We start from the raw sequence: 25,906 nt of genomic DNA on the forward strand, positions 1-25,906 counted from the left end.
TCCGGGCGACCGTATATCGAGAAAGAAGACTTCTATTCAAGAGGACTTCTAGTCTTCCTGCGTAGGCTTTTTCCTCAAATTTCCGTCTATTTTTCCTGATTAAAAAACCACCAACCCAGGCTGTGATGGCCGGTTCACGGCAGTTATGCCGGCCGAAATGTCGCAATCGAACCGGTTGGGACGCCAGTTTCATTTAAAAAAGCTCATGCCGATTCGGCATAGGGTAGGCGTTTACGGCATTAGACGGCGCGACCTTGCATCGGAATAGTTGCGCCTTTTTTCGCCTGCCGGAGAGCCGTAAATACGCGCTTCGGGGCACCTTATACGGAGGCAGATGCACAGACTTTTCCGCTAAAAAGCGTTCCAGTTCCTGCATGTGCCTGAGTCAAACGCAAGTAAGGGTAAAGATAATGAAGAAGGCAAAACTCAGCCTCGCCTGGCAGATCCTCATCGGTCTGGTTTTGGGGATTGCAATTGGGGCGTTGCTCAACCACTTCAGTGCCGAAAAGGCCTGGTGGATCAGCAATGTCTTGCAACCGGCAGGCGATATCTTTATCCGTCTGATCAAGATGATCGTGATTCCGATCGTCATCTCTTCCCTGATCGTCGGCATTGCTGGCGTGGGCGACGCCAAGAAACTCGGGCGTATCGGCCTGAAAACCATCATCTACTTCGAAATCGTCACGACCATCGCGATCGTTGTCGGCTTGCTGTTGGCCAACGTGTTCCATCCGGGTGCCGGCATCGACATGAGCACGCTGGGCACAGTGGACATCTCCAAGTACCAGGCGACTGCCGCCGAGGTACAGCATGAACACGCGTTCATCGAGACCATCCTTAACCTGATCCCGTCGAACATCTTCGCGGCCATGGCTCGCGGCGAAATGCTGCCGATCATCTTCTTCTCCGTGCTGTTCGGTCTCGGTCTGTCGAGCCTGCAGTCGGATCTGCGCGAGCCGCTGGTGAAGATGTTCCAGGGCGTCTCGGAAAGCATGTTCAAAGTCACCCACATGATCATGAACTATGCGCCAATCGGCGTATTCGCTCTGATCGCGGTGACCGTGGCCAACTTCGGTTTCGCCTCGCTGGTGCCGCTGGCCAAACTGGTGATCCTGGTTTACTTCGCCATCGCCTTCTTCGCCTTCGTGGTATTGGGTCTGATCGCCAAGATGTTCGGTTTCTCGGTGTTCAAGCTGATGCGCATCTTCAAGGATGAGCTGGTGCTGGCCTACTCCACCGCTTCTTCGGAAACCGTGCTGCCGCGCGTGATCGAGAAGATGGAAGCCTACGGCGCGCCGAAAGCCATCTGCAGCTTCGTGGTGCCGACCGGTTACTCGTTCAACCTCGACGGTTCGACTCTGTACCAATCGATCGCGGCAATCTTCATCGCGCAGCTGTATGGCATCGACTTGTCGATCAGCCAGCAACTGTTGCTGGTGCTGACCCTGATGGTCACCTCCAAAGGCATCGCCGGTGTACCGGGCGTGTCCTTCGTGGTGCTGCTGGCTACCTTGGGCAGCGTCGGTATTCCGCTGGAAGGTCTGGCGTTCATCGCCGGTGTCGACCGCGTCATGGACATGGCCCGTACCGCACTGAACGTGATCGGTAACGCGCTGGCCGTGCTGGTTATCTCGCGCTGGGAAGGCATGTACGACGACGCCAAGGGCGAGCGCTACTGGAACTCCCTGCCACACTGGCGCACCAAGACCAAACTGCCAGCGGGCGAAATCTCGAAGAACTGACACCCCCCTGTAGGAGCAAGGCTTGCCCGCGAAGAACGATAACGCTGTGCAACAGTAAGACCGCAGCGACCCCTTCGCGGGCAAGCCTTGCTCCCACAAGAGCGGTACAAATAAACCCCGGAGAAATCCGGGGTTTGTCGTTTCTGGCCACGCCGTTATCATTCGCGGCATTCTTCGGGGGATTTGACTGATGCTTAATGGCCTGTGGCTTGGCTTCTTCATCGTGGCAGCCGTATCGGCGCTGGCGCAGTGGCTGATCGGCGGTAACGCCGGGATCTTTGCGGCGATGGTGGAAAGCATTTTCGCCATGGCCAAGCTCTCGGTCGAAGTCATGGTGCTGCTGTTCGGCACCCTCACCCTGTGGCTGGGTTTCCTGCGCATCGCCGAGAAGGCCGGGATCGTCGACTGGTTGGCGAAAGTCCTCGGCCCGCTGTTCCTGCGGCTGATGCCAGAAGTCCCGGCCGGTCACCCTGCCCTTGGCCTGATCACCCTGAACTTCGCCGCCAACGGTCTGGGCCTCGACAACGCCGCCACGCCCATCGGCCTGAAAGCCATGAAGGCGCTGCAGGAGCTCAATCCCAGCGCGACCATCGCCAGTAACGCGCAAATCCTCTTCCTGGTGCTCAACGCCTCCTCCCTGACCCTGCTGCCGGTAACGATCTTCATGTACCGCGCCCAGCAAGGCGCGCCGGATCCGACGCTGGTGTTCCTGCCGATCCTGCTGGCGACCAGTTGCTCGACGATTGTCGGCTTCCTCTCGGTAGCATTCATGCAGCGCCTGCGGATCTGGGATCCGGTGGTGTTGGCTTATCTGATTCCCGGCGCGCTGGTTCTCGGTGGCTTTATGGCGCTGCTGGGCACGCTGTCGGCGACGGCGTTGGCGGGATTGTCGTCGATCCTCGGCAATCTCACGCTGTTCGGATTGATCATGTTGTTTCTGATCATCGGCGCGTTGAGGAAAGTGAAGGTTTACGAAGCGTTCGTTGAAGGCGCCAAAGAAGGTTTCGACGTTGCGAAGAATCTGCTGCCGTATCTGGTGGCGATGCTCTGCGCGGTGGGCGTGCTGCGTGCTTCCGGGGCGCTGGATTTTGGTCTGGACGGTATTCGACATCTGGTCGAATGGGCCGGTTGGGACACGCGGTTTGTCGATGCGCTGCCGACGGCGATGGTCAAACCGTTCTCCGGCAGTGCGGCACGGGCGATGTTGATCGAGACGATGAAAACCTCGGGCGTCGACAGCTTCCCGGCGTTGGTCGCGGCGACGATTCAGGGCAGTACCGAAACGACGTTCTATGTGTTGGCGGTGTATTTCGGCGCGGTGGGGATCCAGCGCGCAAGGCATGCGGTGGGGTGTGCGTTGTTGGCGGAGTTTGCCGGCGTAGTTGGCGCGATCTTCGTCTGCTACTGGTTCTTCGGCTAACCACAATTCCAAACTGTAGGAGTGAGCCTGCTCGCGATAGCGGTGGGTCAGCCAGCAGTAATGTTGACTGATACACCGCTATCGCGAGCAGGCTCACTCCTACAGGGGTTCTGTGTGGGGGTTAGGGTTTTGGCGGGGCCAGTTTCTGGCCTTGGTCGACGGCCCAGGCCACGACTTTGGCGGTCAAGCGATCACTGGCCTGGCCAAACCCGGCGACCACCGCCGGCACCTGCACATCACTCAGCGGCTGGCGCTCTTCAAAGCGGCGACTGGCGAGAATCCGTTGGTCATAACCGCGCACCAGCAACGCATCGACCCGCACCACAACGCTGGCCTGCGTGCCCTGATATTCGGTCTGAAACGCCTGCAAACTCCCGCCCAGTTCCAGATCCGCAGCAAAGTTGCTGTCATCCGTGCTCAGCAACGTCACCCGTCCATCACGCTGAAAGCCGTCGAGCAAGCGATTACGCACCAGCACCGGTGCCGGATCGCTCCAGCGTGAAGCTTTGTAACTGCTGATCACATCGCCCTGCGGAATCACCGCGATGTTCGAGCGGTTCAGCGCTTCGCTGGACTGAAGTTTATTCAAGCGTAACGACCAGGTCTGAGCCGCCGCCGAACGGGTCGAGGCGGGCGCCTGTGCGGCTGGCAAGCGATACACATCCGACGGTTCGGACTTGGGCAGGATCGAGCACGCACTGATCAAGGTGAAGCCAACGAGGAGGGCGAGGCGAGTCAGCTTCATGGCGTGAATTCCTTGTTCTTGTCACGGCCCAGCAGGTAACCGCTAGGGTTGGCCTCAAGCCGTTGCGAGATGGCGCGCAGCGAGGTCAGCGTCTCACGCAGTTCGCGGATCGCCGGGGCCAGGCCATTGAGGCCCTGCATGCCGTTGTCGAGGGAGTTTTCGTTTTTGTTGAGCAGGGCGCTGATCGTCGTCGTGCTTTGCTCCAGCGATTTCATCGCCTGCTCGGCGCTGCCCAGCGCTTGTTTGCCCTGATCGTTGAGCAAGCCGTTGGCGTTGCGCATCAGCAACGAGGTCTGTTCGAGCATGCTGCCAGCCTGTTTGCCGACCGTCGCCAGTTGCTGCATCGCCTGTTTGATGTCGCCGCGTTGATCGTTGATGGTGCCGGTGGTTTGCTCCAGATGCGCAAGGGTTTTGCTGACGCGCTCGACGTTCTCTGGGGAAAACATCTGATTGGCGTTCTGCAGCAGCGCGCTGATGCCGGTCATCAAATCGTTGCTGTCATTGAGCAAACGCGAGATCGGCGAAGGCGAGGCGACGATCAGCGGCAGCTTACCGTCATGCCCACGCAGTTTCGCGCTCTGCGGCGTGCCACCGCTGAGCTGGATGATCGAGGTGCCAGTGATCCCGGCCAGCGCCAGTTTCGCCTGGGTGTCTTCTTTGACTGGCGTGTCACCGGCCAGACGAATTCGCGCCAGCACCCGCCGTGGATCCTGTGGGTCGAGGCGCAGGCTGACCACATCGCCAACCTTGATCCCGCTGTACTGCACCGAACTGCCTTTGGACAAACCGCTAACCGCCTCGTTGAAGACGATTTCGTAATCCTTGAATTCGGTGTCGACGCTGGACTTGGCCAGAAACAGACCGAAGAGCAGGGCGCCTGCCACCACAATCACCGTGAACAGGCCGATCAACACATGATGCGCTCGGGTTTCCATGTCAGACCTCGTTGAGCAATTTGGCGGCGTCCAGCGCCGAGCGGCCGCGCGGGCCGTGGAAGTATTCGTGAATCCACGCGTCGTCGGTTTCCGAGACGACGTCAATCGGGCCGGCGACCAGCACTTTCTTCTGCGCCAACACCGCAACGCGGTCGGTGATGGTGTAGAGCGTGTCGAGGTCGTGGGTCACCAGAAACACGCTGAGGCCGAGCGCATCGCGCAGGGTCAGGATCAATTGGTCGAATTGCGCGGCGCCAATCGGATCGAGGCCGGCGGTGGGTTCATCGAGAAAAAGAATGTCCGGATCCAGCGCCAAGGCCCGGGCCAGAGCGGCGCGCTTGATCATGCCGCCGGACAGCGACGAAGGATATTTATCCGCTGCCGACAATGGCAACCCGGCCAGCGCCAGCTTCACGGCGGCCAAGTGTTCGGCGTCGTTGCGACTGAGGCCAGCGTGTTCAATGAGGGGCAGGGCGACGTTCTCGGTGACGGTCAGCGAGGAAAACAGCGCGCCCTTCTGGAACAAGACGCCGAAGCGTCGTTCAACCATCGAACGCTCGTGCTCCGACAGGCTCGGCAGATTCTTGCCGAACACTTTGACGATACCTTCGCTGGGCCGACGCAGACCAACAATGCTGCGCAGCAAAACCGATTTGCCGCTGCCGGAACCGCCGACCACGGCGAGGATTTCGCCTTTGTATAAATCCAGATCGAGGTTTTCGTGCACGCTCTGGCTACCGAAGCGATTGCACAGGCCACGGACTTCGATCACCGCCTCCGAGGGCGCGCGGGGTAGACGACTCACCAGCCCATCTCCATGAAGAACAGTGCGGCGACCGCGTCGAGCACGATCACCACGAAAATCGACTGCACCACGGCAGACGTCGTGTGCGCGCCGACCGACTCGGCGCTGCCGCTGACCTTGAAGCCTTCCAGGCAACCAATCGCGGCAATGATGAAGGCGAAGATCGGCGCTTTTACCAAGCCGACCAGAAAGTGCTGCACGCCGATGTCCGACTGCAACAGCGTCAGGAACATCGCCGGCGAGATATCCAGCGACACCGCGCACACCACGCCGCCGCCGATGATCCCGCAGAGCATCGCCAGAAAGGTCAACATCGGCAGCGCCACCAACATCGCCAGCACGCGCGGCACCACCAGCAACTCCATCGGGTCGAGGCCGAGGGTGCGGATCGCGTCGATTTCTTCGTTGGCCTTCATCGAGCCGATCTGCGCGGTGAAGGCACTGGCGGTGCGCCCGGCCATGAGGATCGCGGTGAGCAGCACGCCGAATTCACGCAGGAACGAGAAACCGACCAGATCCACGGTAAAAATCGTCGCGCCGAAACTGGCCAGCACCGTCGCGCCGAGGAACGCCACCACCGCGCCGACCAGAAAGGTCAGCAACGCCACGATCGGTGCGGCGTCGAGGCCGGTCTGTTCGATGTGCGCAATCATTGGCGTGATGCGCCAGCGCTTGGGCCGGAACAGGTTGCGAGCGATGGTTTCCAGAATCAGGCCGACGAAGCCGAGCAGTTGCAGGGTGTCCTGCCAGACCGTATCGACCGCACGACCGATGCGCGTGAGCAATTGCACGCTGACGCTGATTTCCGCTTCCTTTATCGGTACGCAGAAGTCGGTCATGGAGCGATACACGGTTTGCAGCAGCGCACGGTCGGCGGTGGAAATCGTGCAATCAGGGTGCTCGGCAGATTTACCGAGGCGCTCGGAGCCGAGCAGTTCGACCAGCAGCGAAGCGCCAGCGGTATCAAGGGAGCCGAGGCTGTTGAGGTCAATCGGGGTGTTGGCGTCGTACTGGCCGTGGAGCTTTTCGCTGAGGGTCTTGAGCTCGGCGTAATGGGCAAGCGTCCAGTCCCCGGTCACGCGCAGGCGGGCAGGGCTGATCGACGTGTCCAGTTGGGCATTGCCGCTGATCGAACTGCTGGTCATAAGCTCCGTGCTTTTCGGCTGATTACGCTGGGATAGGTAATAGCACGAACCGGACTACTTTTCTTTGATCGCTGTGCTGTCAGTGATTTCGAAGCGCAGCACGCCGATCACCTGGCCATCCTCGGTCAACACGCGCACCTGCCATTTGCCCGCCGGGTTACCGGGGAAATTCTGCTTGTGCGTCCACGCCCGGTAGCCTTCCTTGCGCCCGCCATGGATGTCGAGCGGGATGCGATCGACCTCTTTGCCGTTGAACTGCCAGACGTGATAAATCCGCTCATCGAGCCCGCGTGGCGCGTTGATCGCGGTGTAGGCGTAGAGGCCATCGCCACGAATCTGCTCGGCGCTGACCGTGTCGAGGCTGGCGCCGGGGGTGCGATCCTGCAATTGCGTGCTGATCGCCACGTCGGTCATCCACAGCGTCGCCGGCGGCACCCACGAACGTAGCACCCAACCGACGCCACCGATGCCGACGGTGATGCACAGAATCGCCAGCGCGTTACGCACCGTGCGGATCGGGAAAATCGACGCCAGACTCGGGAACGACAACAGTACGGCAATGCCCAGCGCCCACTTGAAGCTCTGCGAGGTGGTCAGGTGCATGATCACCGGCAACGCGGTGAGCAGGGCGGCGAACAGGGTCAGGGTGTGCAACGCGAGGAACGCCCAGCGCCGCGGCGCCAGCCATTTGTAGTAGAGCGGATCGACGATCGAGATCAGTGCCGCGACGCTGAGCAGGCCGGTGAAGACCAACTGGCCGCTGTTCCAGGTCGTGGTGATGAAGAAGAACGGCAGGACGAAAAACAGGCTTTCCTGATGGATCATCTGCGTGGCGTAACGCAGCAGCGGCTGGGGAATCTCGCGTTTGAAGATGCGGGTGAAGAGGCCGGTGAGGGTGTTTTCCAGCATCAGCCAGATCCAGCTGAGCAACATGATCACCGTGATCCAGCTCGCCAGCCCTTGCTGACGATCGACCATGATGAAACTGCCGACCCCGGAGATGAAACCACCGAGCGCAATGACCCCGGGATAGCGCTTCATCAGTTCGAGAATGCGCTGGATCAGGAGCTGTATTTTCGGCATGTCGGGGTTCACAACGCTGTAGGAAAAATCCTCGACAGAGTAGCGCCCGCCGGGCGCTGTGGCGAGGCTGCCGGTCACTTATTCGGTGTATTTCAGGGCCTCAAAAGATCGCAGCCTTCGGCAGCTCCTACATTTGGAATGCAACCCCCTGTAGGAGCTGCCGAAGGCTGCGATCTTTTGATCTTCAACCCCGCTTACGATGCAAACGCCAGCCGATCAGAATCAGCATCAACACACCGATTCCACCCGCACTCAACCACAACACCTGATCATCACTGATCAACGGCTTTTCAATGCGCAAATACCCCGGCTGCAGCAGCAACTCACGCATGGCTTTGTTCGCCGCTTCCAGCGTCACGCCTTGCAGCTCGCGCGCCGGGTTGGCGAAGCGGCCGTCCTCGTAATCGCTCAGGGCACTCCAGTAATAATCCGCCATCGCGCTATTACCCTGCACCGCCCACGCCTGATGGGCGATGGATGCCTGTTTGATGCGGGCAAAAGTCGCCGGGTCGAGACCGTTTTTCAGCAGGTCGGCCTTGAGGTCTTCGAGCACCTGGATGGCTTCGTCGACGTCATCGCGATCCAGGTCGGCGTTCAGGCTCATGAAGCCGACACCACCAAACACTTCGCGCTCAGCCCACGGCCCGTACGACAAACCGTGATTGAGACGAATCTGCCGGTACAGCGCCCAGTCCAGATAATCCTTGAGGATGTCGAACGTCTCATCGTACTGATCGTCAATCACCGGCTCCGGCACCAGCCAGTGCAGCTTGGCGCTGTCGCCGATGAAGCCACGGGTGAGGGTGCGTTCATGGGCGGCGCTGGTGCGGATGTCCGGCAATGGGCGATGTTCGCTCGGCTCAACCGCTTCGAGCGCGCCCCAGGCGCGTTCGAGATAGGCCGGCAGCAGTTTGTCGAGTTCACCGACGACGATCAGGGTCATGTTGTTTGGCGCGTACCAGGCCTTGCGCACCTTCTCCAGCTGCTCTTGGGTCAGGTGGCCGACCTCGGCGCGTTGCGGGCATTTCAGGCCCAGTTCGACGGCGAGCTGATTGCTCGCGGTGTGGCCGAGATCCTGGCGGTCGAGGAAGCGTTGCAGACGCGTGTAATGGCCGCCGTCCTCGCGCTCGACCACGCGTTTGGCGGCGTTGATCGCGTTTTCGTCGATGCGTGTTTGCGTGAGCAGATCGAGCAATAGGTCGAGCACCTTGCGCTGGTTCTTCGCCGGGGCTTCGATAACGAACGTGGTGTCGGCGTTGCTGGTAAAAGCGTTCCAGTCACCGCCCAGTGCCTGCATGCGTTCCTCTAAACCACCTTCGCCGGTGGCGTCGATGCCGCTGAACAGCAGATGCTCGAGCAGGTGCGGCAGCTCTTTGTCGTCGCAATCGAAATCGTCGAGGCCAACGCCGACCACCAAGCGGATCGCCACATGTCCGCGTTCAGTGCCGGGCTTGAGCAGCAACTGCAAACCATTGGGCAGCGCATAGCCTTCGACCTGAAAGCGATCCAGGGCGAAGACGGGCAGGGAACCGAGCAACAGACAGGCGAACAACAGGCAACGCATAACAGGCTTCCATACGGCTGATTTGGAGATCCGTGTCGTCAGTCAGGGCCCCATCGCGAGCAGGCTCACTCCTACATTTGGAATGCGTCCCCCTGTAGGAGTGAGCCTGCTCGCGATAGCGGCCTGAAGGCTGAATCAATGTAACTGACTAAACCCAGCCGTAAAACGTTCAAGGCGAATGCGTGATGTCGGCAATATCATCCGACGCCAGCGCCCCGGTGTCCGCCGTTTCCAGCACCACATACGCACTGCCGCAAAACAGCGAATTCAAACGCTTCATGTCAGCAATCAACTCCAGGTGCAGCGAACTGGTTTCAATACTCTGCACGATCTTGCGTTGCAAACGGCTGACATGCGCGTGGGCCAAACGCCGTTCCTGCGCGCGAAAACGGCGTTTTTCACGCAGCAATTGCCGGGCGCTTTCACGATCACCGCTGAGAAACACCGACAGCCCCAAACGCAGGTTGGAGATCAATTGCTGCTGCAGCCCCGCCAGATCCTCCAGACCTTCTTCGGAGAACGAGCGGCGCTGCGAGGTTTTCTGCTGCTGGATCTTGCGCAGCATGCGTTCGATCAGATCACTGGCGAGTTTCAGGTTGATCGCCAGTTCGATGATCTCGGCCCAGCGTCGACTGTCCTGCTCGCCGAGGTCTTCGCGCGGCATCTGCGCTAGGTAGAGCTTGATCGCGCTGTACAGCGATTCGATGTCGTCGGTCTGCCGGCGGATTTCCTGAGTGACGGCGGTTTGCTTGCCGCGCAGCACATCGAGAGTGGCGTCGAGCATGTTCTCCAGCAGATCGCCCATGCGCAGGGTTTCCCGCGCGGCGTTGGCCAGCGCCAGACTCGGTGTGACCAGCGCGGTGGCGTCGAGGTGACGCGGTTTGGCGGTGCCGTTGAGCTCCGGCCGCTCCGGCAGCAGCCAGGCGCAGAGTCGCGCCATCGGGCCGACGCTCGGCAACAGAATCAGACAGCGCGCGGTGTTGTAGAGCAAGTGGAAGCCAATGACCATTTCCTGCGGGCTGAAATCGAGGCTGTCGATCCAGTGCACCAGCGGGTCGAGCACCGGGATGATCAGCAGCAGGCCGATCAGTTTGTACAACAGACTGCCCAGCGCCACTTGCCGGCCAGCGGCGTTCTGCATGCTGGTGCTCATGAACGCCAGCACGCCGCTGCCGATGTTGGCGCCGATCACCAGACCGATCGCCACCGGCAGACTGATGACACTGGCGCCGGCCAGCGTCGCGGTGAGCAGCACGGCGGCGAGGCTGGAGTAGGAAATCATCGCGAACAGCGCGCCGACCAAGGCGTCGAGGAGGATGTCGCCGGTCAGCGAAGCAAAAATTACCTTCACGCCTTGAGCATGGGTGATCGGCGCGGCGGCCTCGACGATCAGTTGCAGCGCGAGAATGATCAGGCCGAGACCGATCGACACCCGGCCCATTTGCCCGAGCCGCGTCTGTTTGCGCGACAGAAAGAAAATCACCCCGAGGAAAATCAGCAGCGGCGACAGCCACGACAGGTCGAAGGTCAGCACCCGCGCCATCAGCGCGGTACCGACGTCGGCGCCGAGCATGGTCGCCAGCGCCGGGGTCAGCGCCATCAGGCCCTGGCCGACGAAGGAGGTGACGAGCATGGCGGTGGCGTTGCTGCTCTGCACCATGGCGGTCACGAGGATGCCGGCCACGAACGCGAGCCAGCGCTTGGACATGTTCTGGCCAATCACATGGCGCAGATTGGTGCCGTACACCCGCAGGATGCCGGTTCGAACGATGTGCGTGCCCCAGATCAGCAGGGCGACGGCGGAAAGCAGATTGAGCAGGGTGAGCATGCAGACCCCCTGTAATAGCAGTGCCCCAAAGGAGCAAGTTGACGGTACCGCGCGGTTTCTACGTTTTTGATACTTAAGCTGTAGTTGGCTAACGGACTGGGCGCCAGCATTGCACAGCTAAAGTGTTGATTGAAACAAAAGTGTCATGAAAATGGGTTCATCCACCTCTCAGATTTCCAATCCACCAATGATCCTGTGGCGAGGGGATTTATCCCCGATGGGTCGCGCAGCGGCCCCCGTTGTTTAAGCCAAAAGCAGGGGACTGCTGCGCAGTCCATCGGGGATAAATCCCCTCGCCACAGGTTTTTGCGGGTACAAAAAAGTCTGGATATCGCCCAAAACAAATGTGGGAGCGAGCTTGCTCGCGAATGCGGAGTGTCAGCCAACATTGCTGTCGGCTGACACTCCGTCTTCGCGAGCAGGCTCGCTCCCACAGGGGTAATGCGTATTGCCGGACTACCGGGTTACTGGCCCGGGATGTCCTTGCGCAGTTTCACCGGGTCTTGCTGCTTTTTCTTGCGGGCAATCGCGCCGCGCAGTTTGATGTTGATCGCCTCAACCGCCAGCGAGAAGCCCATCGCGAAGTAGACGTAGCCTTTCGGCACGTGCACGTCGAACGACTCGGCAATCAGCACGGTACCGACCACCAGCAGGAACGACAGCGCCAGCATCTTCAGCGACGGGTGCTTGTCGATGAACTCGCTGATCTTGCCCGACGCCAGCATCATCACCAGCACCGCCACAACAATCGCCGCGACCATCACCGGTACATGGGAAACCATGCCGACAGCAGTGATCACCGAATCCAGCGAGAAGACGATGTCGATAATCGCAATCTGAATGATGGTGTAGAGGAAGTTACCGCCCTTGCCGCCGGGGGTGTCGTCGCTTTCGTCTTCACCTTCCAGCGCGTGATACATCTCCTGCGAGCTCTTCCACAGCAGGAACAGACCACCGAAGAACAGGATCAGGTCGCGACCGGAAATGCCCTGGCCGAACACTTCGAACAGGTCGGCGGTGAGGCGCATGACCCAAGTGATCGACAGCAGCAACAGGATCCGCGTGATCATGGCCAGGCCAAGACCGAAGATCCGGGTGCGCTGCTGCATGTGCTTGGGCATGCGGCTGACCAGGATCGAAATCATGATGATGTTATCGATGCCGAGGACGATTTCCAGGGCGGTCAGGGTGAAGAAGGCAACCCAGATTTCGGGGTTGGTCAGCCATTCCATGTGTATTCCTTTGAGCGTGTGTTAAACCAAGACGCCAGCAAGCAGCTGGCGTGTTGGTGAGTTGATGCCGTTACAAAGTGCTGAACAGCGGGAAAGTCCCCAACAGCAATGCCGCCACAAGTATGCACATGCAGACCAGCACTGCCCACTTCAGGGTGAAACGTTGATGGTCACCGAACTCGATACCGGCCAACGCCACCAGCAAGTACGTCGACGGTACCAACGGGCTGAGCAAGTGGACGGGCTGACCGACGATCGAGGCACGTGCCATTTCCACCGCGGTGATGCCGTAATGGCTGGCCGCTTCGGACAACACCGGCAACACACCGTAGTAGAACGCGTCGTTCGACATGAAGAACGTGAACGGCATGCTCACCAGCGCCGTGATCACCGCCAGGTACGGGCCGAGGAAATCCGGAATCACTGCCAACAGGCTTTTCGACATGGCGTCGACCATGCCGGTTCCGGAGAGGATACCGGTGAAGATACCCGCAGCGAAAATCAGACTGACCACCGACAGCACACTACCGGCGTGGGCTGCGACACGATCCTTCTGCATTTGCAGGCAAGGGTAGTTGACGATCATCGCGATACTGAACGCCACCATGAACAGCACCGGCAGCGGCAACAGGCCGGCGATCAGGGTGCACATCAACACCAACGTCAGCAGACCGTTGAACCAGATCAGCTTCGGACGACGGGCATCCGGGAACTGCGAGACGCTGATTTCGCTGTGATCCATTTCATCGCCGATCAGGTGCAATTCACCGAGGCGCGCACGCTCACGTTTACCATAGAAGTAGGCAATGATCAGGATGGCCACCACACCGGCGGCCATGGCCGGGATCATCGGCACGAAAATGTCCGACGGATCGACATGCAATGCACTCGCCGCACGGGCAGTCGGGCCGCCCCACGGGGTCATGTTCATCACGCCACCGGCAAGAATGATCAGACCGGCCATGATCCGCGGGCTCATGCCGATGCGGCTGTACAGCGGCAGCATGGCGGCCACGCAGATCATGTAAGTGGTCGCGCCGTCACCATCGAGGGAAACCACGAGCGCCAGCACGGCGGTACCGACCGAAACTTTCAGCGGGTCGCCCTTGACCAATTTGAGGATCTTGCGCACGGCCGGGTCGAACAGGCCGGAGTCGATCATCAGGGCGAAATACAGAATGGCGAACATCAGCATCACGCCGGTCGGCGCCAGCTTGGTGATGCCTTCGAGCATCATCGGGCCGATCTTCGGTGCAAAACCACCGAACAGAGCGAACAGAATCGGGATCACGATCAGAGCGATCAGCGCGGACAAGCGCTTGGTCATGATCAGGAACATGAACGTGATGACCATGGCAAAGCCAAGGAAAGTCAGCATGGGAATACTCCAAGCGTAGCGCGGCTAGTGAGGTGAGCGGATCGGCGAGGGATCAGCGCAGAACGGCAAGCACGAGGCGTACGGGCGGAGTTACAGCGAGGAGGCGGGCTACAGAGGACATCAGAATCACCATTGTTGTTGTTAATTGGGCCGCGCGAGCGAGACATCACACGCATTGGCCAACCGGTCTGTTGCCGGAAGTGGAGGCGATCCTAATCGCGGAAGCTTTCAGCTACCTTTCGCTGATGAAAGCTTTGAATGAACGGTCAACCGGCCGTCGGATGCGAACTTGAGTCAATAAACACGGGAGGAGGGCGTTCAACATGAGCCAATTGCACAGCGGCGGCTGCCATTGCGGAAACATTCGTTATCAGTTCAGCGGGCCGTTGCATGACATCGCCCACTGCCATTGTTCGATCTGCCGCAAGGTCAGCGGCGGGATTGTCACGACGTGGATCAGCGTGCCGGCGGCGAATTTCCAATGGCTGGCCGGGACGCCGTCGCGGTATGACTCATCGCCAAGTTGCGCGCGATACTTCTGCCCGACCTGTGGCGCGCAACTGGCGTTGGTCACATTGCTCAGCCCCGAGAGCATCGACGTGACCATCGCCACGCTGGATCAGCCGGAGCTGGCCCCGGCCGAGCGGCATATCTGGACGGACAGCCAATTGCCGTGGCTGCATCTGGACGAACATCTACCGGGTGAAGCCGAAGAAACGCTTTGATTAGAAAATAGACAGATTCAGCGGGCGAATCGCGCCCATCCAGATCGCGTGTTCCGTGTGGTCGAGCAAGTCATTCCCCGTGTCCGGGTGCAGAAACACCACCAGGCCTTTGCGGTTCAGCGCCAGCCATGGCAGCACATCGGCAATCAGCTCGGGGCCGAAGGCCAGTTGGCAGCTCCAGTCCGGGTGCGGGCCGACCGGGCGTTCGTGGACGCGGCCCATTTTCAACGGAAACAACTGCGCGGCCTGCTCGCACAATGTCCGCGCTTGCTCAATGGTGCTGGCGTCGAAATAGACGTGGGCGTGATAACCCTTGATCGCTTGCATCTGAAAGCCTCTGAATCGGTTCGAACCCTCGGCGTTACCCGTATGTCACACGCCATACAAGGGATAACAAAAGGGATCAGCCATGAAAAATGCCGAAACCCCGGCGGTAAAAGTGGTGCTCTATGGTGCCATGAGTAGCCTGGGCGGTGCGTTGATGGCTGAGTTGCTGCGTCGCCAGCACGAAGTCATCGCCATCCTCGACGACCTCACCGCGCTCGCGCCGCGTCCGGGTCTACGTACGAAAAGCGGTGATCTGTTCGATTCCGAGCGGGTTAATCAAAGTGTGGCAGGCAGTTCGGCGGTCATCTGTTTATTGGATGCGCCGGGGTTGCCGTTCAGTAGCGACCACGTTGAACGCTCAGTGGTGCTCGGGCCGGTGGAGCAGGTACTTGCCGTAGATGCTTTGGTCGACGGTCTGCAAGCGGCGAATGTTTCGCGGCTGTTTTTGGTAGGAGAGTTCTCGGTGCTCGACGAACCGGAACTGGATGATCGCCTGCAACGCCACGCCGCCGAGGAAATCCGTGAAGCGCTGCAAAGCAGCCCGCTGCAGTGGACGCTGGTCAATGCGCCGCATGGCGTGGCCGGGCTGACGATTGAGCATTTCAGTCAGGTTGGCGGCAATCTGGAACCGGGATTGGCGGAGCCCCTGGAAAGACTGAATCGCGTGGCGGTGGGCATTGCTGATGAACTGCGGCTGAATTTGCATGTGGGTCAGCATGTAAATTTTGTGGCGGCTTCAGACTCGTAAAAGATCGCAGCCTTCGACAGCTCCTACAGGGGATCGCGTTCTTAATGTAGGAGCTGCCGCAGGCTGCGATCTTTTGACTTTCAAACCGCGATCGAAGGCAGTGCGAGTCCATCAAGGGATTCGGCACTACTCGCCTGCTCCGCCATCAACCAATCGACAAACTGTTGAATCAACATCCCACGCCGTTTTCGCTGCGGCAAAACCACGTAATAACCCAACCGCGACAGCGTCGTTTCAGCAATTGGCCGACACAACAATCCCTGACTCAGCAAGTTATCCACAAGGTGCCGCCAGCCAATCGCCACACCTTGCCCGCCAATCGCCGCTTGGATCAACAGCGTGTAATTGTCGAAACGCAACTGCCCCGGCGCAGGCGGCGTGCTGATGCCTAACTCGCGAAACAGTCCGCTCCAGTCAAACCAGTTGCTGCTGTTTTCGCCACGCAAGTGCAACAACGGCAACTCAAGCAACGCCTGAGCGGGCAAGGGCAGGGAGCGTTCCTTGAGCAATTGCGGGCTGCACACTGGGAATACTTCTTCGCTGAACAACCAATGGCTCTCGCCCTGCTTGAAGCGCCCGTCGCCAAACAGGATCGCCACGTCGATGTCGGTGCGCAGCATGTTGTGGTTGCGTTCGCTGGTGACCAGGCTGACGTCGACGTGGGGATTGGCCTCATGGAAGCGGTGCAGACGCGGCATCAGCCAGTACGCGGCGAAGGCGAAATCGGTGGCAACTTGCAGCACTTCATGTTGTTGCTGTGCGCTGATTGCGCTCAACCCTGCATCGATATTCTGCAAACCGAGGCTAACTTGCTCGAAAAGGATTGCACCGACTTCGGTTAACTCGATACCACGGTAGATGCGATCAAACAGCCGCGTGCCGAGTTGTTCCTCCAGCCGTTTGATCTGCTGGCTGATGGCCGGTTGCGTGGTGCCCAGTTCGACCGCTGCCGCAGTAAAACTGCGATGACGAGCGGCGGCTTCGAAGGCGCGTAGCAGGTCGAGCGACAGATCGCCCAAGGCTTCATACATAAGCTGTGCTTATCCTAGTCATTGCCCGGCGCGGGCTTTACCCGACAGAGCATGGACTCCATGCTCGATCGCAGCAATGTCGCATAAATATTCACTATGGAATGCCGCGATCACATGAAGCGCAAGAATATTCTTTTCATCATGGCCGATCAGATGGCCGCGCCAATGTTGCCGTTCTACGGCCCTTCGCCAATCAAACTGCCGAATCTTTCCCGCCTCGCCGAACAAGGCGTGGTGTTCGATGCCGCTTATTGCAACAGCCCGTTGTGCGCGCCGTCGCGTTTCACCCTGGTCAGTGGCCAGTTGCCGAGCAAGATCGGCGCCTACGACAACGCTGCCGATTTCCCTGCCGATGTGCCGACCTACGCCCACTACTTGCGCCGTCTCGGCTACCGCACGGCGCTGTCGGGCAAGATGCATTTCTGCGGCCCGGATCAGTTGCACGGCTATGAAGAGCGTCTGACCAGCGACATTTATCCGGCCGATTACGGTTGGTCAGTGAACTGGGATGAGCCGGACGTGCGGCCGACCTGGTATCACAACATGTCCTCGGTATTGCAGGCCGGGCCGTGCGTGCGCACCAACCAACTCGATTTCGACGAAGAGGTGGTGTTCAAGGCGCAGCAGTACCTGTTCGATCACATCCGCGAAGATGGCGATCAGCCGTTTTGCCTGACCGTATCGATGACTCACCCACACGACCCGTACACGATTCCCAAAGCGTTCTGGGATTTGTACGACGATGCCGATATCCCTTTGCCTACAACCCCGGATCAACACGAGCTCGATCCGCACTCGCAGCGCCTGCTCAAGGTTTATGACCTGTGGGATAAACCGCTGCCTGTGGATAAGATTCGCGATGCGCGTCGGGCGTATTTCGGGGCGTGCAGTTATATCGACGCCAACGTCGGCAAACTTCTGCTAACCCTCGAGGAAACCGGGCTGATCGATGACACCATCATTGTGTTCTCCGGTGACCACGGCGACATGCTCGGCGAGAAAGGCCTCTGGTACAAAATGCACTGGTACGAAATGGCCGCCCGCGTGCCGCTGTTGATCAGTGCGCCGGGCCAATTTGGTGCCGGTCGGGTCAGCGCGGCGGTGTCTACCGCTGACCTGTTGCCGACTTTCGTGGAACTGGCCGGCGGCACCCTGGAGCCGGGCTTGCCACTGGATGGCCGCTCGCTGGTCTCGCATCTGCAAGGGCAGGGCGGTCACGACGAAGTGTTCGGCGAATACATGGCCGAAGGCACTGTCAGCCCGTTGATGATGATCCGTCGCGGCGCCTACAAATTTATCTACAGTGAAAGCGACCCTTGCCTACTCTTCGACGTAAGCAACGATCCGCGCGAACTGGAAGAACTCAGTCAATCGCCGCAACATCGCCAGCTGTTCGACGATTTTCTCGCCGAGGCGCGGGCCAAATGGGACATTCCGGCGATTTACCAAGAGGTGCTCGCCAGCCAGCGCCGCCGCCGTTTTGTCGCCGACGCACTAACGATCGGCAAGCTGAAGAGCTGGGACCACCAGCCGCTGGTTGACGCCAGTCAGCAGTACATGCGCAACCACATCGACCTCGATGATCTGGAACGCAAAGCACGTTATCCACAACCCTGCCAAAACCAATAATGTTAAGGGGAAGTCCATGCGTAAGTTATCCACAGTAGTGACGGTTGGACTGCTCGCACTGAGCAGCGCTGCGGCTTTCGCCGAGCAAAGTTGCGACACGGTGAAAATGGCCGACCCGGGCTGGAGCGACATCGCCGCGACCAATGCGATCACCGGGTTTCTGCTGGACGGCATGGGCTACAAGGCCAAAGTCGACACCCTCGCGGTGCCGATCACCTTTGGCGGGTTGAAGGACGGCCAGGTGGATGTCTTCCTCGGCAACTGGATGCCGGCGCAGCAGGGCTTCTACGACAAGTTCGTCGCCACCGGCGACGTCACGCAACTGGCGAAAAACCTCGACGGCACCGAATTCACCCTCGCCGTGCCGGACTACGTGTGGGACGCGGGTGTGCATAACTTTGCCGACCTGAATAAGTATGCCGACAAGTTTGATCGCAAGATTTACGGCATCGGCTCGGGTGCGCCGGCGAACATCTCGTTGCAGGAAATCATCAAAAAGAACGACTTCGACATGGGGCAGTGGAAGCTGATCGAGTCCAGCGAACAGGCGATGCTGGCCGAAGTGTCGCGGGCGGTGAAGAAACAGAAATTCGTCACCTTCCTTGGCTGGACGCCGCACCCGATGAACGTGCAGTTGAAGATGCATTACCTGAAGGGTGGCGAGAAATACTTCGGAGACACTGGCAGCGTGTTTACGTTGACGCGTAAGGGTTATGCCGAGTCGTGTCCGAATGTGGGTAAATTGCTGACCAATCTGTCGTTCACTCAGGAGATGGAGAACAGCATCATGGCTGAGGTGGTGAACAAGAAGATCACTAATGCCGCGGCGGCGAAGGCGTGGATCAAGGCGAATCCGGCGGTGTTGGACAAGTGGCTGGACGGGGTGAAGACGGTAGACGGGAAGGATGCGTTGGCGGCGGTTAAGGCGAAGCTTTGATTGTGGGGTGGCTGGATGAGTGATCGGCTTGAGATTTTTGCCCCCTCACCCCAGCCCTCTCCCCCAAGGGGGCGAGGGGAAAGGGAGCCGATCGTTGTTGGATTCTAAACTTGCGCTCAACTCCGAAATTGCAGGTCGGTGCATCTCCACCAAACACCTCGGTCAGTCCCCTCTCCCTCCGGGAGAGGGCTAGGGTGAGGGCCCTTTCCCTGACACCCTGATAACCTTGAACAAAACCCCAACCGCGAGGATCCATGGCCTTCCCCAGCCGCCACTCTCTCTTCCCCTTCCTCACCTGGCTCCCGCGGCAATCCCGCGCCAGCGTAGGACGGGATCTGATCGTCGGCCTCAGCGGCGCAATTCTCGCGTTACCCCAGTCGATTGCCTACGCACTGATTGCCGGTCTCCCACCCGAATACGGTCTCTACGCTGCGATCATTCCGGTGTTGATCGCCTGCCTGTGGGGCTCATCGTGGCACCTGATCTGCGGACCGACCGCCGCTATTTCCATCGTGCTGTTCGCCAGCGTCAGCCCTTTGGCCGTGCCGGCGTCGCAGGACTACATCACCCTCATTCTTCTACTGACCTTCCTCGCTGGAATTTTCCAGTGGCTGCTCGGCCTGCTGCGCTTCGGCGCGCTGGTGAATTTCGTCTCGCATTCAGTGGTGCTCGGCTTCACCCTCGGTGCGGCGGTGGTGATCGCCATTGGCCAATTGCCGAACCTGTTGGGGCTGGAGTTACCGGCGAAAGCCACGGCATTGGCGAGTCTGATGGATCTGCTGCAACACCTCAGGGCTGTGGATAAACCTTCACTCGTTCTCGGCGTGGCCACAGTGGTGGTCGGCGTGGTGCTCAAACAACTGCTGCCGCGCTGGCCGACGCTGTTGATCACGCTGGTGCTGGCCAGCCTGCTGGTGTGGTTGTGGCCGGCGATGTTTGGCCATGTGCATCTGGTCAGCGCCTTCGTCGGGCGATTGCCGCCGTTCAGTGCGTTGCCGCTGGATCTGGATTTGATCCTGCGTCTGCTGCCGAGCGCCGTGGCGGTAGGCATGCTCGGGCTGGTCACCAGCCTGTCGATAGCCCGCTCGATTTCCGCTCGGTCACAACAGTTGCTCGACGCCAATCAGGAAGTCCGCGCGCAGGGTCTATCGAATATTGTCGGGGCGTTTTTTTCCGGGTCGTTGTCGGCCGGATCGTTTACCCGCTCGGGATTGAGTTATGAGGCGGGCGCCTGTTCGCCACTGGCCGGGGTGTTTTCGGCGATCTGGGTGGCGCTGTTTGCGATTTTCGGTGCGGGGCTGATTTCACACATTCCGATTCCCGCCATGGCCGGCAGCATTCTGTTGATTGCCTGGGGACTGGTCGATCATCGCGGCATCCGCGCATTGCTGCGGGTCAGCCGTGCCGAGTTCGTGGTCATGGCGCTGACCTGCCTCGCGACATTGTTACTGGAATTGCAGACGGCGATTTATGCCGGGGTGCTGGCGTCGCTGTTCTTCTATCTCAAGCGCACCTCGCAGCCGCGCGTGCAGCATTGGCGCGACGGTGAGGATGATGTGCTGCGGGTCGGCGGCTCGATCTTTTTCGGCGCCAGCCATTACCTGCAAGTGCGCTTGCAGCGGATGCACGGCGCGCGGGTGGTGATCGAGGCGCAGCAGATCAACTTCATCGATTATTCGGGGGTGGAGATGCTGCATCAGGAGGCGCGGCGCTTGTTGAGCCAGAATCGCAGCCTGACCTTGCGCCGGGCGCGGCCGCAGGTGGTAGAAGAGTTACGCAAGCTGGAAGGGCCGGAGAAATGTCCGATCCGGTTTGAGGATTGATTTCGAGATCAGCACATACCTTGTGGGAGCGAGCCTGCTCGCGAAGACTGCGGCACATCCAACATTAATGTGTCAGACAGACCGCTTTCGCGAGCGGGCTCGCTCCCACAAGGTTATTTATTGGGCCAACTGGCGGCGCAGTTCGGCCAATACTGGCGCCGTATCGGGACGCACACCCCGCCACAAAAAGAACGCCTCGGCGGCCTGCTCGGCCAACATCCCCAAACCATCCATCGACACCGCCGCGCCATGCTCGCTGGCCCAGCGGCAGAACGCCGTCGGTTCCTTGCCGTACATCATGTCGTAGCACAGGGTTTTGCCTGGCTCGATCAGGCTCGGCGCAATCGGCGGTACATCACCGGTCAGGCTCGCAGACGTCGCATTGATGATCACGTCCACCGGCTCACGCAACCAGTCAAACCCGCTCGCCGAGACCGGCCCCAGATCGCAGAACAACTCGGCCAGCAACTCAGCCTTGTCCACCGTGCGATTGGCGATGATCACCGACGCCGGTTTCTCCGCCAACAACGGTTCGAGCGCCCCGCGCACCGCGCCGCCAGCGCCGAGTAACAGGATGCGTTTGCCCGTCAGGCTGAACCCGGCATTCACCGTCAGATCCCGCACCAGCCCGGCGCCGTCGGTGTTGTCGCCGAGCAATGAACCGTCGGCGAGTTTGCTCAAGGTGTTCACCGCGCCAGCACGTTCTGCTCGGGCGGTCAGGCTGTTGGCCAGACGATAGGCGTCTTCCTTGAACGGCACGGTCACATTGGCGCCGCGACCTTGTACGAAAAAGGCTTTAGCGCAGCCGGAAAAATCGTCGAGCGGCGCCAGCAGGGTGCTGTAGTCGAGGCTCTGGCCGGTCTGTTCGGCGAACAATTTGTGAATCATCGGCGATTTGCTGTGGCCGATCGGGTTACCGAAAACGACGTAACGATCCATCAAAAATCCTCAGGCCTCGGCCAACCAGTCGCGGTCTTGCAAGAAGTACTCGGTCAGGCGCGCTTCTTCGCTGCCCGGTTCAGCCTTCCAGTCATAGCCCCAGCGCACTTGTGGTGGCAGCGACATCAGGATCGACTCGGTACGTCCGCCCGATTGCAGGCCGAACAACGTGCCACGGTCATAAACCAGGTTGAACTCAACGTAACGGCCACGGCGGAATTCCTGGAACTCACGCTGCTGCGCGGTGAACACATCATTTTTGCGGCGCTGCACAATCGGCAGATAAGCATCGATGTAGGCGTCGCCGATGGCGCGCATGAAAGCGAAACTGGTGTCGAAGTCCCACTCGTTCAAGTCATCGAAGAACAGCCCGCCGATGCCGCGCGGTTCGTGGCGATGCTTGATGTGGAAATAGGTGTCGCACCAGGCCTTGTAGCGCGGGTAGACGTCCGACCCGAACGGCGCGCAGGCCTGTTCGGCGACGCGGTGCCAGTGAATGCAGTCTTCTTCGTTGCCGTAATACGGGGTCAGGTCGAAGCCGCCGCCGAACCACCAGACCGGCTCTTCGCCTTCTTTCTCAGCGATGAAAAAGCGCACGTTGGCGTGGGACGTCGGCACATGCGGGTTGTGCGGGTGGATCACCAGCGACACGCCGAGGGCCTCGAAACCGCGACCGGCCAATTCCGGGCGATGGGCGCTGGCCGATGGCGGCAGACCGCTGCCGAAGACGTGGGAAAAGTTGACGCCGCCCTTTTCGATCAGCGTGCCATTCTCGATCACGCGGGTGCGACCGCCACCGCCGGCAGGCCGGGTCCAGGCGTCTTCGACGAAGCGCGTGCCGCCGTCTTCGCTTTCGAGTGCGGCGCAGATGCGGTCTTGCAGGTCGAGCAGATAGGCCTTTACGGCGTCGGTGCGGGTCGTCATGGCTTCACCTTGAATCGGGCGGCGCCCCGCAGGCGGGCGACGCAAATGGGCGCGTAGCATACCACCGCAGAACAGCGCGCCGCAGTTGACGAAGATCAAGCATGGGAGTTGGATAGGGGGCTCACGAAAGACCCAAGGAGAGCAGGCAGATGGCAAAGCGTATCCAGTTCCGCGCCCACGGCGGCCCCGAAGTGCTCGAATTTGTTGATTACGAACCCGCCGCGCCCGGCCCGAATCAAGTGCGCGTGGCGAACAAGGCGATTGGCCTGAATTTCATCGACACCTATTACCGCAGCGGTCTGTATGCGCCGCCAGCCTTACCATCCGGCCTAGGCGCCGAAGGTGCAGGCGTGGTTGACGCGGTCGGCAGCGGCGTCACCCGCTTCAAGGTCGGCGATCGCGTGGCCTATGGCAGTGGCCCATTGGGGGCTTACAGTGAGTTGCACGTTTTGCCTGAAGCCAATCTGGTGAAACTGCCGGATGAAATCAGTTTCGAAACCGCCGCCGGCGTGATGCTCAAGGGCCTGACCGTGCAGTACCTGCTGCGCCAGACCTATGAATTGAAGGGTGGCGAAACCATTTTGTTCCACGCCGCTGCCGGTGGTGTCGGTTCGCTGGCCTGCCAATGGGCCAAGGCGCTGGGCGTAAAGTTGATCGGCACCGTCAGCTCGAAAGAGAAGGCTGAGCTGGCCAAGGCCAATGGCGCTTGGGCGACCATCGATTACAGCCACGAAAACGTTGCCGAACGCGTGCTGGCGCTGACCGATGGCAAGAAAGTCCCGGTGGTTTACGACGGTGTGGGCAAGGACACGTGGCTGACGTCGCTGGACAGCGTTGCACCGCGTGGTTTGCTGGTGAGTTTCGGTAATGCGTCGGGCGCGGTGGACGGCGTGAATCTGGGGATTCTTGCGGCGAAGGGTTCGCTGTACGTGACCCGGCCGACGTTGGCGACTTATGCCAATAACGCGGAGAACCTGCAGCGGATGGCGGATGAGCTGTTTGAGATGATCATCAGCGGCAAAATCAAGGTGGATATCAGCCAGCGTTATTCGTTGGCTGAGGCGGCCAAGGCGCAGACTGAGTTGTCGGCTCGACGCACGACAGGGTCGACAATTCTGTTGCCTTGACGGGCCCCTTCGCGAGCAAGCTCTGCTCCTACAGTTGATGTATGTCGTTCACAAATCATTTGTAGGAGCAAAGCTGGCTCGCGATGGAGGCAACGCGGTTTTAGGCCGGCCGCACAATGTTGCCCGTGGCCAAATCACGAATCAGGCTCGGGTTCTTGCGCCCACCCAATTCCCCGCCCAACACCAGATCAATCTGCCCACGGAAATACTGTTCAACACGCAACCGCGTGCGCGCTGCCGGGCGCCCTTGCGGGTTGGCCGAGGTCGAAATCAACGGGCCGACCATCGAGCACAGATCACGCACCTGCGGATGATCGCTAACGCGCAGCGCTACCGTGTCGTGCACACCCGTCACCCATTCCGGCAACAAGCCCTGATGTGGCACCAGCCAGGTGTTCGGCCCCGGCCAGGTGCTGGCCATGCGGTCGAGCCACTCTTGCGGGAAGTCTTCGAACAGGAAGTCGAACTGGCGAATGTTGTCGGCGACCAGAATCAGGCCCTTATTGACCGAGCGATTCTTGATCGCCAGCAGCCGATCCACCGCTTCTTCATTCCACGGGTCGCAACCCAGGCCCCAGACGGCTTCGGTTGGATAGGCAATCACCGCCCCGGCGCGAATCTCTCGTGCGGCTTGTTGCACACGCCAACTGTTAACCATGAAAAAACTCTCCACAAACAGGTTTCGCGCAGTTTACCGATCTTCCTTGTAAAACCTAGCTCACCCGCGCAAACCAGCGGCCGTTTTCACTCACCGCGCGGCCATCCATTTCCAGTTCGGTCAGCGCTGCCAGCACTTTTGGTAACGCCCAGCCGCTGCTGTCGGCCAGACCTTCGCTGGTATGCGGCGCGGCGTGCAGCAACATCAGCAGCGGATGATCGACTTGCGGCGTGTCTGCGGACAGCGGCAAACGCTGCCAGCCGCGCAGGGCTTCGAGAATGTGCTCGATGGTTTCCACGAGCACCGCGCCATCGCGAATCAACTGGTGACAACCGCGCGCGCCGGGGTGATGAATCGAGCCGGGAATCGCGTAAACCTCGCGCCCCTGTTCCGCTGCCAGCCGCGCCGTGATCAAGGATCCGCTAGCAACGCTGGCCTCGACCACCAGAACGCCAAGGGACAAACCGCTGATGATCCGGTTGCGCCGTGGGAAGTTGCTCGCGGTCGGCCCGGCGTCCAGCGGAAACTCCGAAAGCACCGCGCTGCCGGAAGCGATCATCGCGTCGCAGAGGCATCGATTGCGCTGTGGATAAAAGTTTTCCAGCCCGGTGCCGAGCACCCCGACGGTCAGCCCGCCGACATCCAGCGCAGCTTGATGCGCAGCGGCATCAATGCCCAGCGCCAGACCGCTGGTGATGACAAAACCGGCCCCGGCGAGGCTGCGGGAAAACGCCGCCGCCGTGTCCATTCCCGGACGCGAAGCGCGGCGGCTGCCGACCATCGCCAACTGCGGTTTCTCCAGAATCAGTGGATCACCCGCGACAAACAGCAGCGGCGGCGGATCAGGAATCTGCGCCAGCAGTGCCGGGTAATCCGGCTGATCCCACATCAGCAAATGATGCTCCGGCCGCTCTAGCCAGCGCATTGCGTGGCTGGCGCCATCGCGCACTTGCGGGCAACGCCGCGCTTCGGCACTCGCCGCCGGCATTCCCAGCGAACGCCAGGCACTCGCGGGCGCGCTGATGGCTTTTGAGGCCGAGCCAAAGGCTTCGAGCAATTTGCTAAAACGCTTCGGGCCGATTTCCGGCAAGCGGTGCAGGCGCAGGCGCGCTTCCAGTTCTGCCGGGGAAACCGGCGCGGAGGCAGACATCATCATGGATC

At 60.2% G+C, this 25,906-nt stretch carries 23 protein-coding genes; 8 read left to right on the forward strand and 15 right to left on the reverse strand.

Annotated features, from left to right (window positions below; genetic code table 11):
* Nucleotides 1–410: 410 nt before the first annotated feature.
* Nucleotides 411–1,742 (forward strand): glutamate/aspartate:proton symporter GltP, encoded by a 1,332-nt coding sequence (gltP, locus tag ACIOMO_RS26215; RefSeq protein ID WP_053125381.1) that lies wholly within the window; start codon nt 411–413, stop codon nt 1,740–1,742.
* 190 nt (nt 1,743–1,932) lie between these two features.
* Nucleotides 1,933–3,162 (forward strand): nucleoside recognition domain-containing protein, encoded by a 1,230-nt coding sequence (locus ACIOMO_RS26220; protein WP_159813394.1) that lies wholly within the window; start codon nt 1,933–1,935, stop codon nt 3,160–3,162.
* A gap of 121 nt (nt 3,163–3,283) precedes the next feature.
* Here the strand turns inward: ACIOMO_RS26220 and ACIOMO_RS26225 are convergent, their stop codons facing one another.
* From ACIOMO_RS26225 to ACIOMO_RS26265, 9 genes are all read right to left on the reverse strand, one after another.
* Nucleotides 3,284–3,907 carry an ABC-type transport auxiliary lipoprotein family protein gene (locus tag ACIOMO_RS26225; protein ID WP_282351148.1) on the reverse strand — a complete coding sequence of 208 codons (624 nt, stop codon included), beginning with the start codon at nt 3,905–3,907 and terminating at the stop codon, nt 3,284–3,286.
* Nucleotides 3,904–4,842, reverse strand: a complete 939-nt coding sequence (locus ACIOMO_RS26230) for an MlaD family protein (protein WP_401244372.1) — start codon at nt 4,840–4,842, stop codon at nt 3,904–3,906. The genes ACIOMO_RS26225 and ACIOMO_RS26230 overlap by 4 nt, the downstream gene beginning before the upstream one ends.
* Before the next feature lies 1 nt (nt 4,843).
* Complete coding sequence (locus ACIOMO_RS26235; protein WP_053125373.1) at nt 4,844–5,647, reverse strand: ABC transporter ATP-binding protein; 804 nt, start codon at nt 5,645–5,647, stop codon at nt 4,844–4,846.
* Nucleotides 5,644–6,792: an MlaE family lipid ABC transporter permease subunit gene (locus tag ACIOMO_RS26240; RefSeq protein WP_401244374.1), complete on the reverse strand. Its 1,149-nt coding sequence runs from the start codon at nt 6,790–6,792 to the stop codon at nt 5,644–5,646. The genes ACIOMO_RS26235 and ACIOMO_RS26240 overlap by 4 nt, the downstream gene beginning before the upstream one ends.
* 54 nt (nt 6,793–6,846) lie before the next feature.
* Entirely contained in the window at nt 6,847–7,875 is a 1,029-nt protein-coding gene (locus ACIOMO_RS26245; RefSeq protein WP_053125370.1) for a DUF5924 family protein, read from the reverse strand.
* 184 nt (nt 7,876–8,059) lie between these two features.
* Nucleotides 8,060–9,439: a pitrilysin family protein gene (locus ACIOMO_RS26250; RefSeq protein ID WP_212550254.1), complete on the reverse strand. Its 1,380-nt coding sequence runs from the start codon at nt 9,437–9,439 to the stop codon at nt 8,060–8,062.
* A gap of 169 nt (nt 9,440–9,608) precedes the next feature.
* Nucleotides 9,609–11,267 carry a Na/Pi cotransporter family protein gene (locus ACIOMO_RS26255; protein WP_159813402.1) on the reverse strand — a complete coding sequence of 553 codons (1,659 nt, stop codon included), beginning with the start codon at nt 11,265–11,267 and terminating at the stop codon, nt 9,609–9,611.
* A 464-nt stretch (nt 11,268–11,731) separates the two neighbouring features.
* Nucleotides 11,732–12,499 (reverse strand): TerC family protein, encoded by a 768-nt coding sequence (locus ACIOMO_RS26260; RefSeq protein ID WP_159813404.1) that lies wholly within the window; start codon nt 12,497–12,499, stop codon nt 11,732–11,734.
* A gap of 70 nt (nt 12,500–12,569) precedes the next feature.
* Entirely contained in the window at nt 12,570–13,877 is a 1,308-nt protein-coding gene (locus tag ACIOMO_RS26265) for a CitMHS family transporter (protein WP_053125357.1), read from the reverse strand.
* A gap of 323 nt (nt 13,878–14,200) precedes the next feature.
* Between ACIOMO_RS26265 and ACIOMO_RS26270 the strand changes: the two genes are divergently transcribed.
* Nucleotides 14,201–14,602, forward strand: coding sequence for a GFA family protein (locus tag ACIOMO_RS26270; RefSeq protein ID WP_401244378.1), 402 nt, complete (start codon nt 14,201–14,203; stop codon nt 14,600–14,602).
* On the opposite strand, the gene ACIOMO_RS26275 is transcribed toward ACIOMO_RS26270, so the two are convergent.
* Nucleotides 14,603–14,929 carry a DOPA 4,5-dioxygenase family protein gene (locus ACIOMO_RS26275; RefSeq protein WP_401244380.1) on the reverse strand — a complete coding sequence of 109 codons (327 nt, stop codon included), beginning with the start codon at nt 14,927–14,929 and terminating at the stop codon, nt 14,603–14,605.
* Nucleotides 14,930–15,011: 82 nt separating this feature from the next.
* Here ACIOMO_RS26275 and ACIOMO_RS26280 point away from each other — a divergent pair, with 82 nt between their 5' ends.
* Entirely contained in the window at nt 15,012–15,677 is a 666-nt protein-coding gene (locus ACIOMO_RS26280) for an NAD(P)-dependent oxidoreductase (RefSeq protein ID WP_400650273.1), read from the forward strand.
* A gap of 80 nt (nt 15,678–15,757) precedes the next feature.
* On the opposite strand, the gene ACIOMO_RS26285 is transcribed toward ACIOMO_RS26280, so the two are convergent.
* Entirely contained in the window at nt 15,758–16,708 is a 951-nt protein-coding gene (locus ACIOMO_RS26285; protein WP_401244382.1) for a choline sulfate utilization transcriptional regulator, read from the reverse strand.
* 114 nt (nt 16,709–16,822) lie between these two features.
* On the opposite strand from ACIOMO_RS26285, the gene betC reads away from it, so the two are divergent.
* The 3 genes from betC (at nt 16,823) to ACIOMO_RS26300 (ending at nt 21,097) form a co-directional block, all read left to right on the forward strand.
* The gene (betC, locus tag ACIOMO_RS26290) at nt 16,823–18,337 is read left to right on the forward strand and encodes a choline-sulfatase (protein WP_401244384.1); all 1,515 of its coding nucleotides are present in this window, start codon (nt 16,823–16,825) and stop codon (nt 18,335–18,337) included.
* Between the two features lie 16 nt (nt 18,338–18,353).
* Nucleotides 18,354–19,274, forward strand: a complete 921-nt coding sequence (gene choX / locus ACIOMO_RS26295) for a choline ABC transporter substrate-binding protein (protein WP_401244386.1) — start codon at nt 18,354–18,356, stop codon at nt 19,272–19,274.
* Between the two features lie 254 nt (nt 19,275–19,528).
* Complete coding sequence (locus ACIOMO_RS26300; RefSeq protein WP_401244388.1) at nt 19,529–21,097, forward strand: SulP family inorganic anion transporter; 1,569 nt, start codon at nt 19,529–19,531, stop codon at nt 21,095–21,097.
* A gap of 117 nt (nt 21,098–21,214) precedes the next feature.
* On the opposite strand, the gene aroE is transcribed toward ACIOMO_RS26300, so the two are convergent.
* The gene (gene aroE, locus ACIOMO_RS26305) at nt 21,215–22,036 is read right to left on the reverse strand and encodes a shikimate dehydrogenase (protein ID WP_401244390.1); all 822 of its coding nucleotides are present in this window, start codon (nt 22,034–22,036) and stop codon (nt 21,215–21,217) included.
* A gap of 9 nt (nt 22,037–22,045) precedes the next feature.
* The gene (hemF, locus tag ACIOMO_RS26310) at nt 22,046–22,960 is read right to left on the reverse strand and encodes an oxygen-dependent coproporphyrinogen oxidase (RefSeq protein WP_401244392.1); all 915 of its coding nucleotides are present in this window, start codon (nt 22,958–22,960) and stop codon (nt 22,046–22,048) included.
* Between the two features lie 149 nt (nt 22,961–23,109).
* On the opposite strand from hemF, the gene ACIOMO_RS26315 reads away from it, so the two are divergent.
* Nucleotides 23,110–24,087: an NADPH:quinone reductase gene (locus ACIOMO_RS26315; protein WP_400650289.1), complete on the forward strand. Its 978-nt coding sequence runs from the start codon at nt 23,110–23,112 to the stop codon at nt 24,085–24,087.
* 100 nt (nt 24,088–24,187) lie between these two features.
* Here ACIOMO_RS26315 and ACIOMO_RS26320 read toward each other — a convergent pair whose 3' ends face one another.
* A complete protein-coding gene (locus ACIOMO_RS26320; RefSeq protein WP_053125335.1) occupies nt 24,188–24,745 on the reverse strand; it encodes an L-threonylcarbamoyladenylate synthase in 558 nt (185 codons plus the stop codon).
* 55 nt (nt 24,746–24,800) lie between these two features.
* Nucleotides 24,801–25,901 (reverse strand): DNA-processing protein DprA, encoded by a 1,101-nt coding sequence (dprA, locus tag ACIOMO_RS26325; protein ID WP_401244395.1) that lies wholly within the window; start codon nt 25,899–25,901, stop codon nt 24,801–24,803.
* Nucleotides 25,902–25,906: the final 5 nt, after the last annotated feature.

The organism is Pseudomonas sp. NPDC087804, from assembly GCF_044742965.1.
Lineage (GTDB): Bacteria > Pseudomonadota > Gammaproteobacteria > Pseudomonadales > Pseudomonadaceae > Aquipseudomonas > Aquipseudomonas rustica.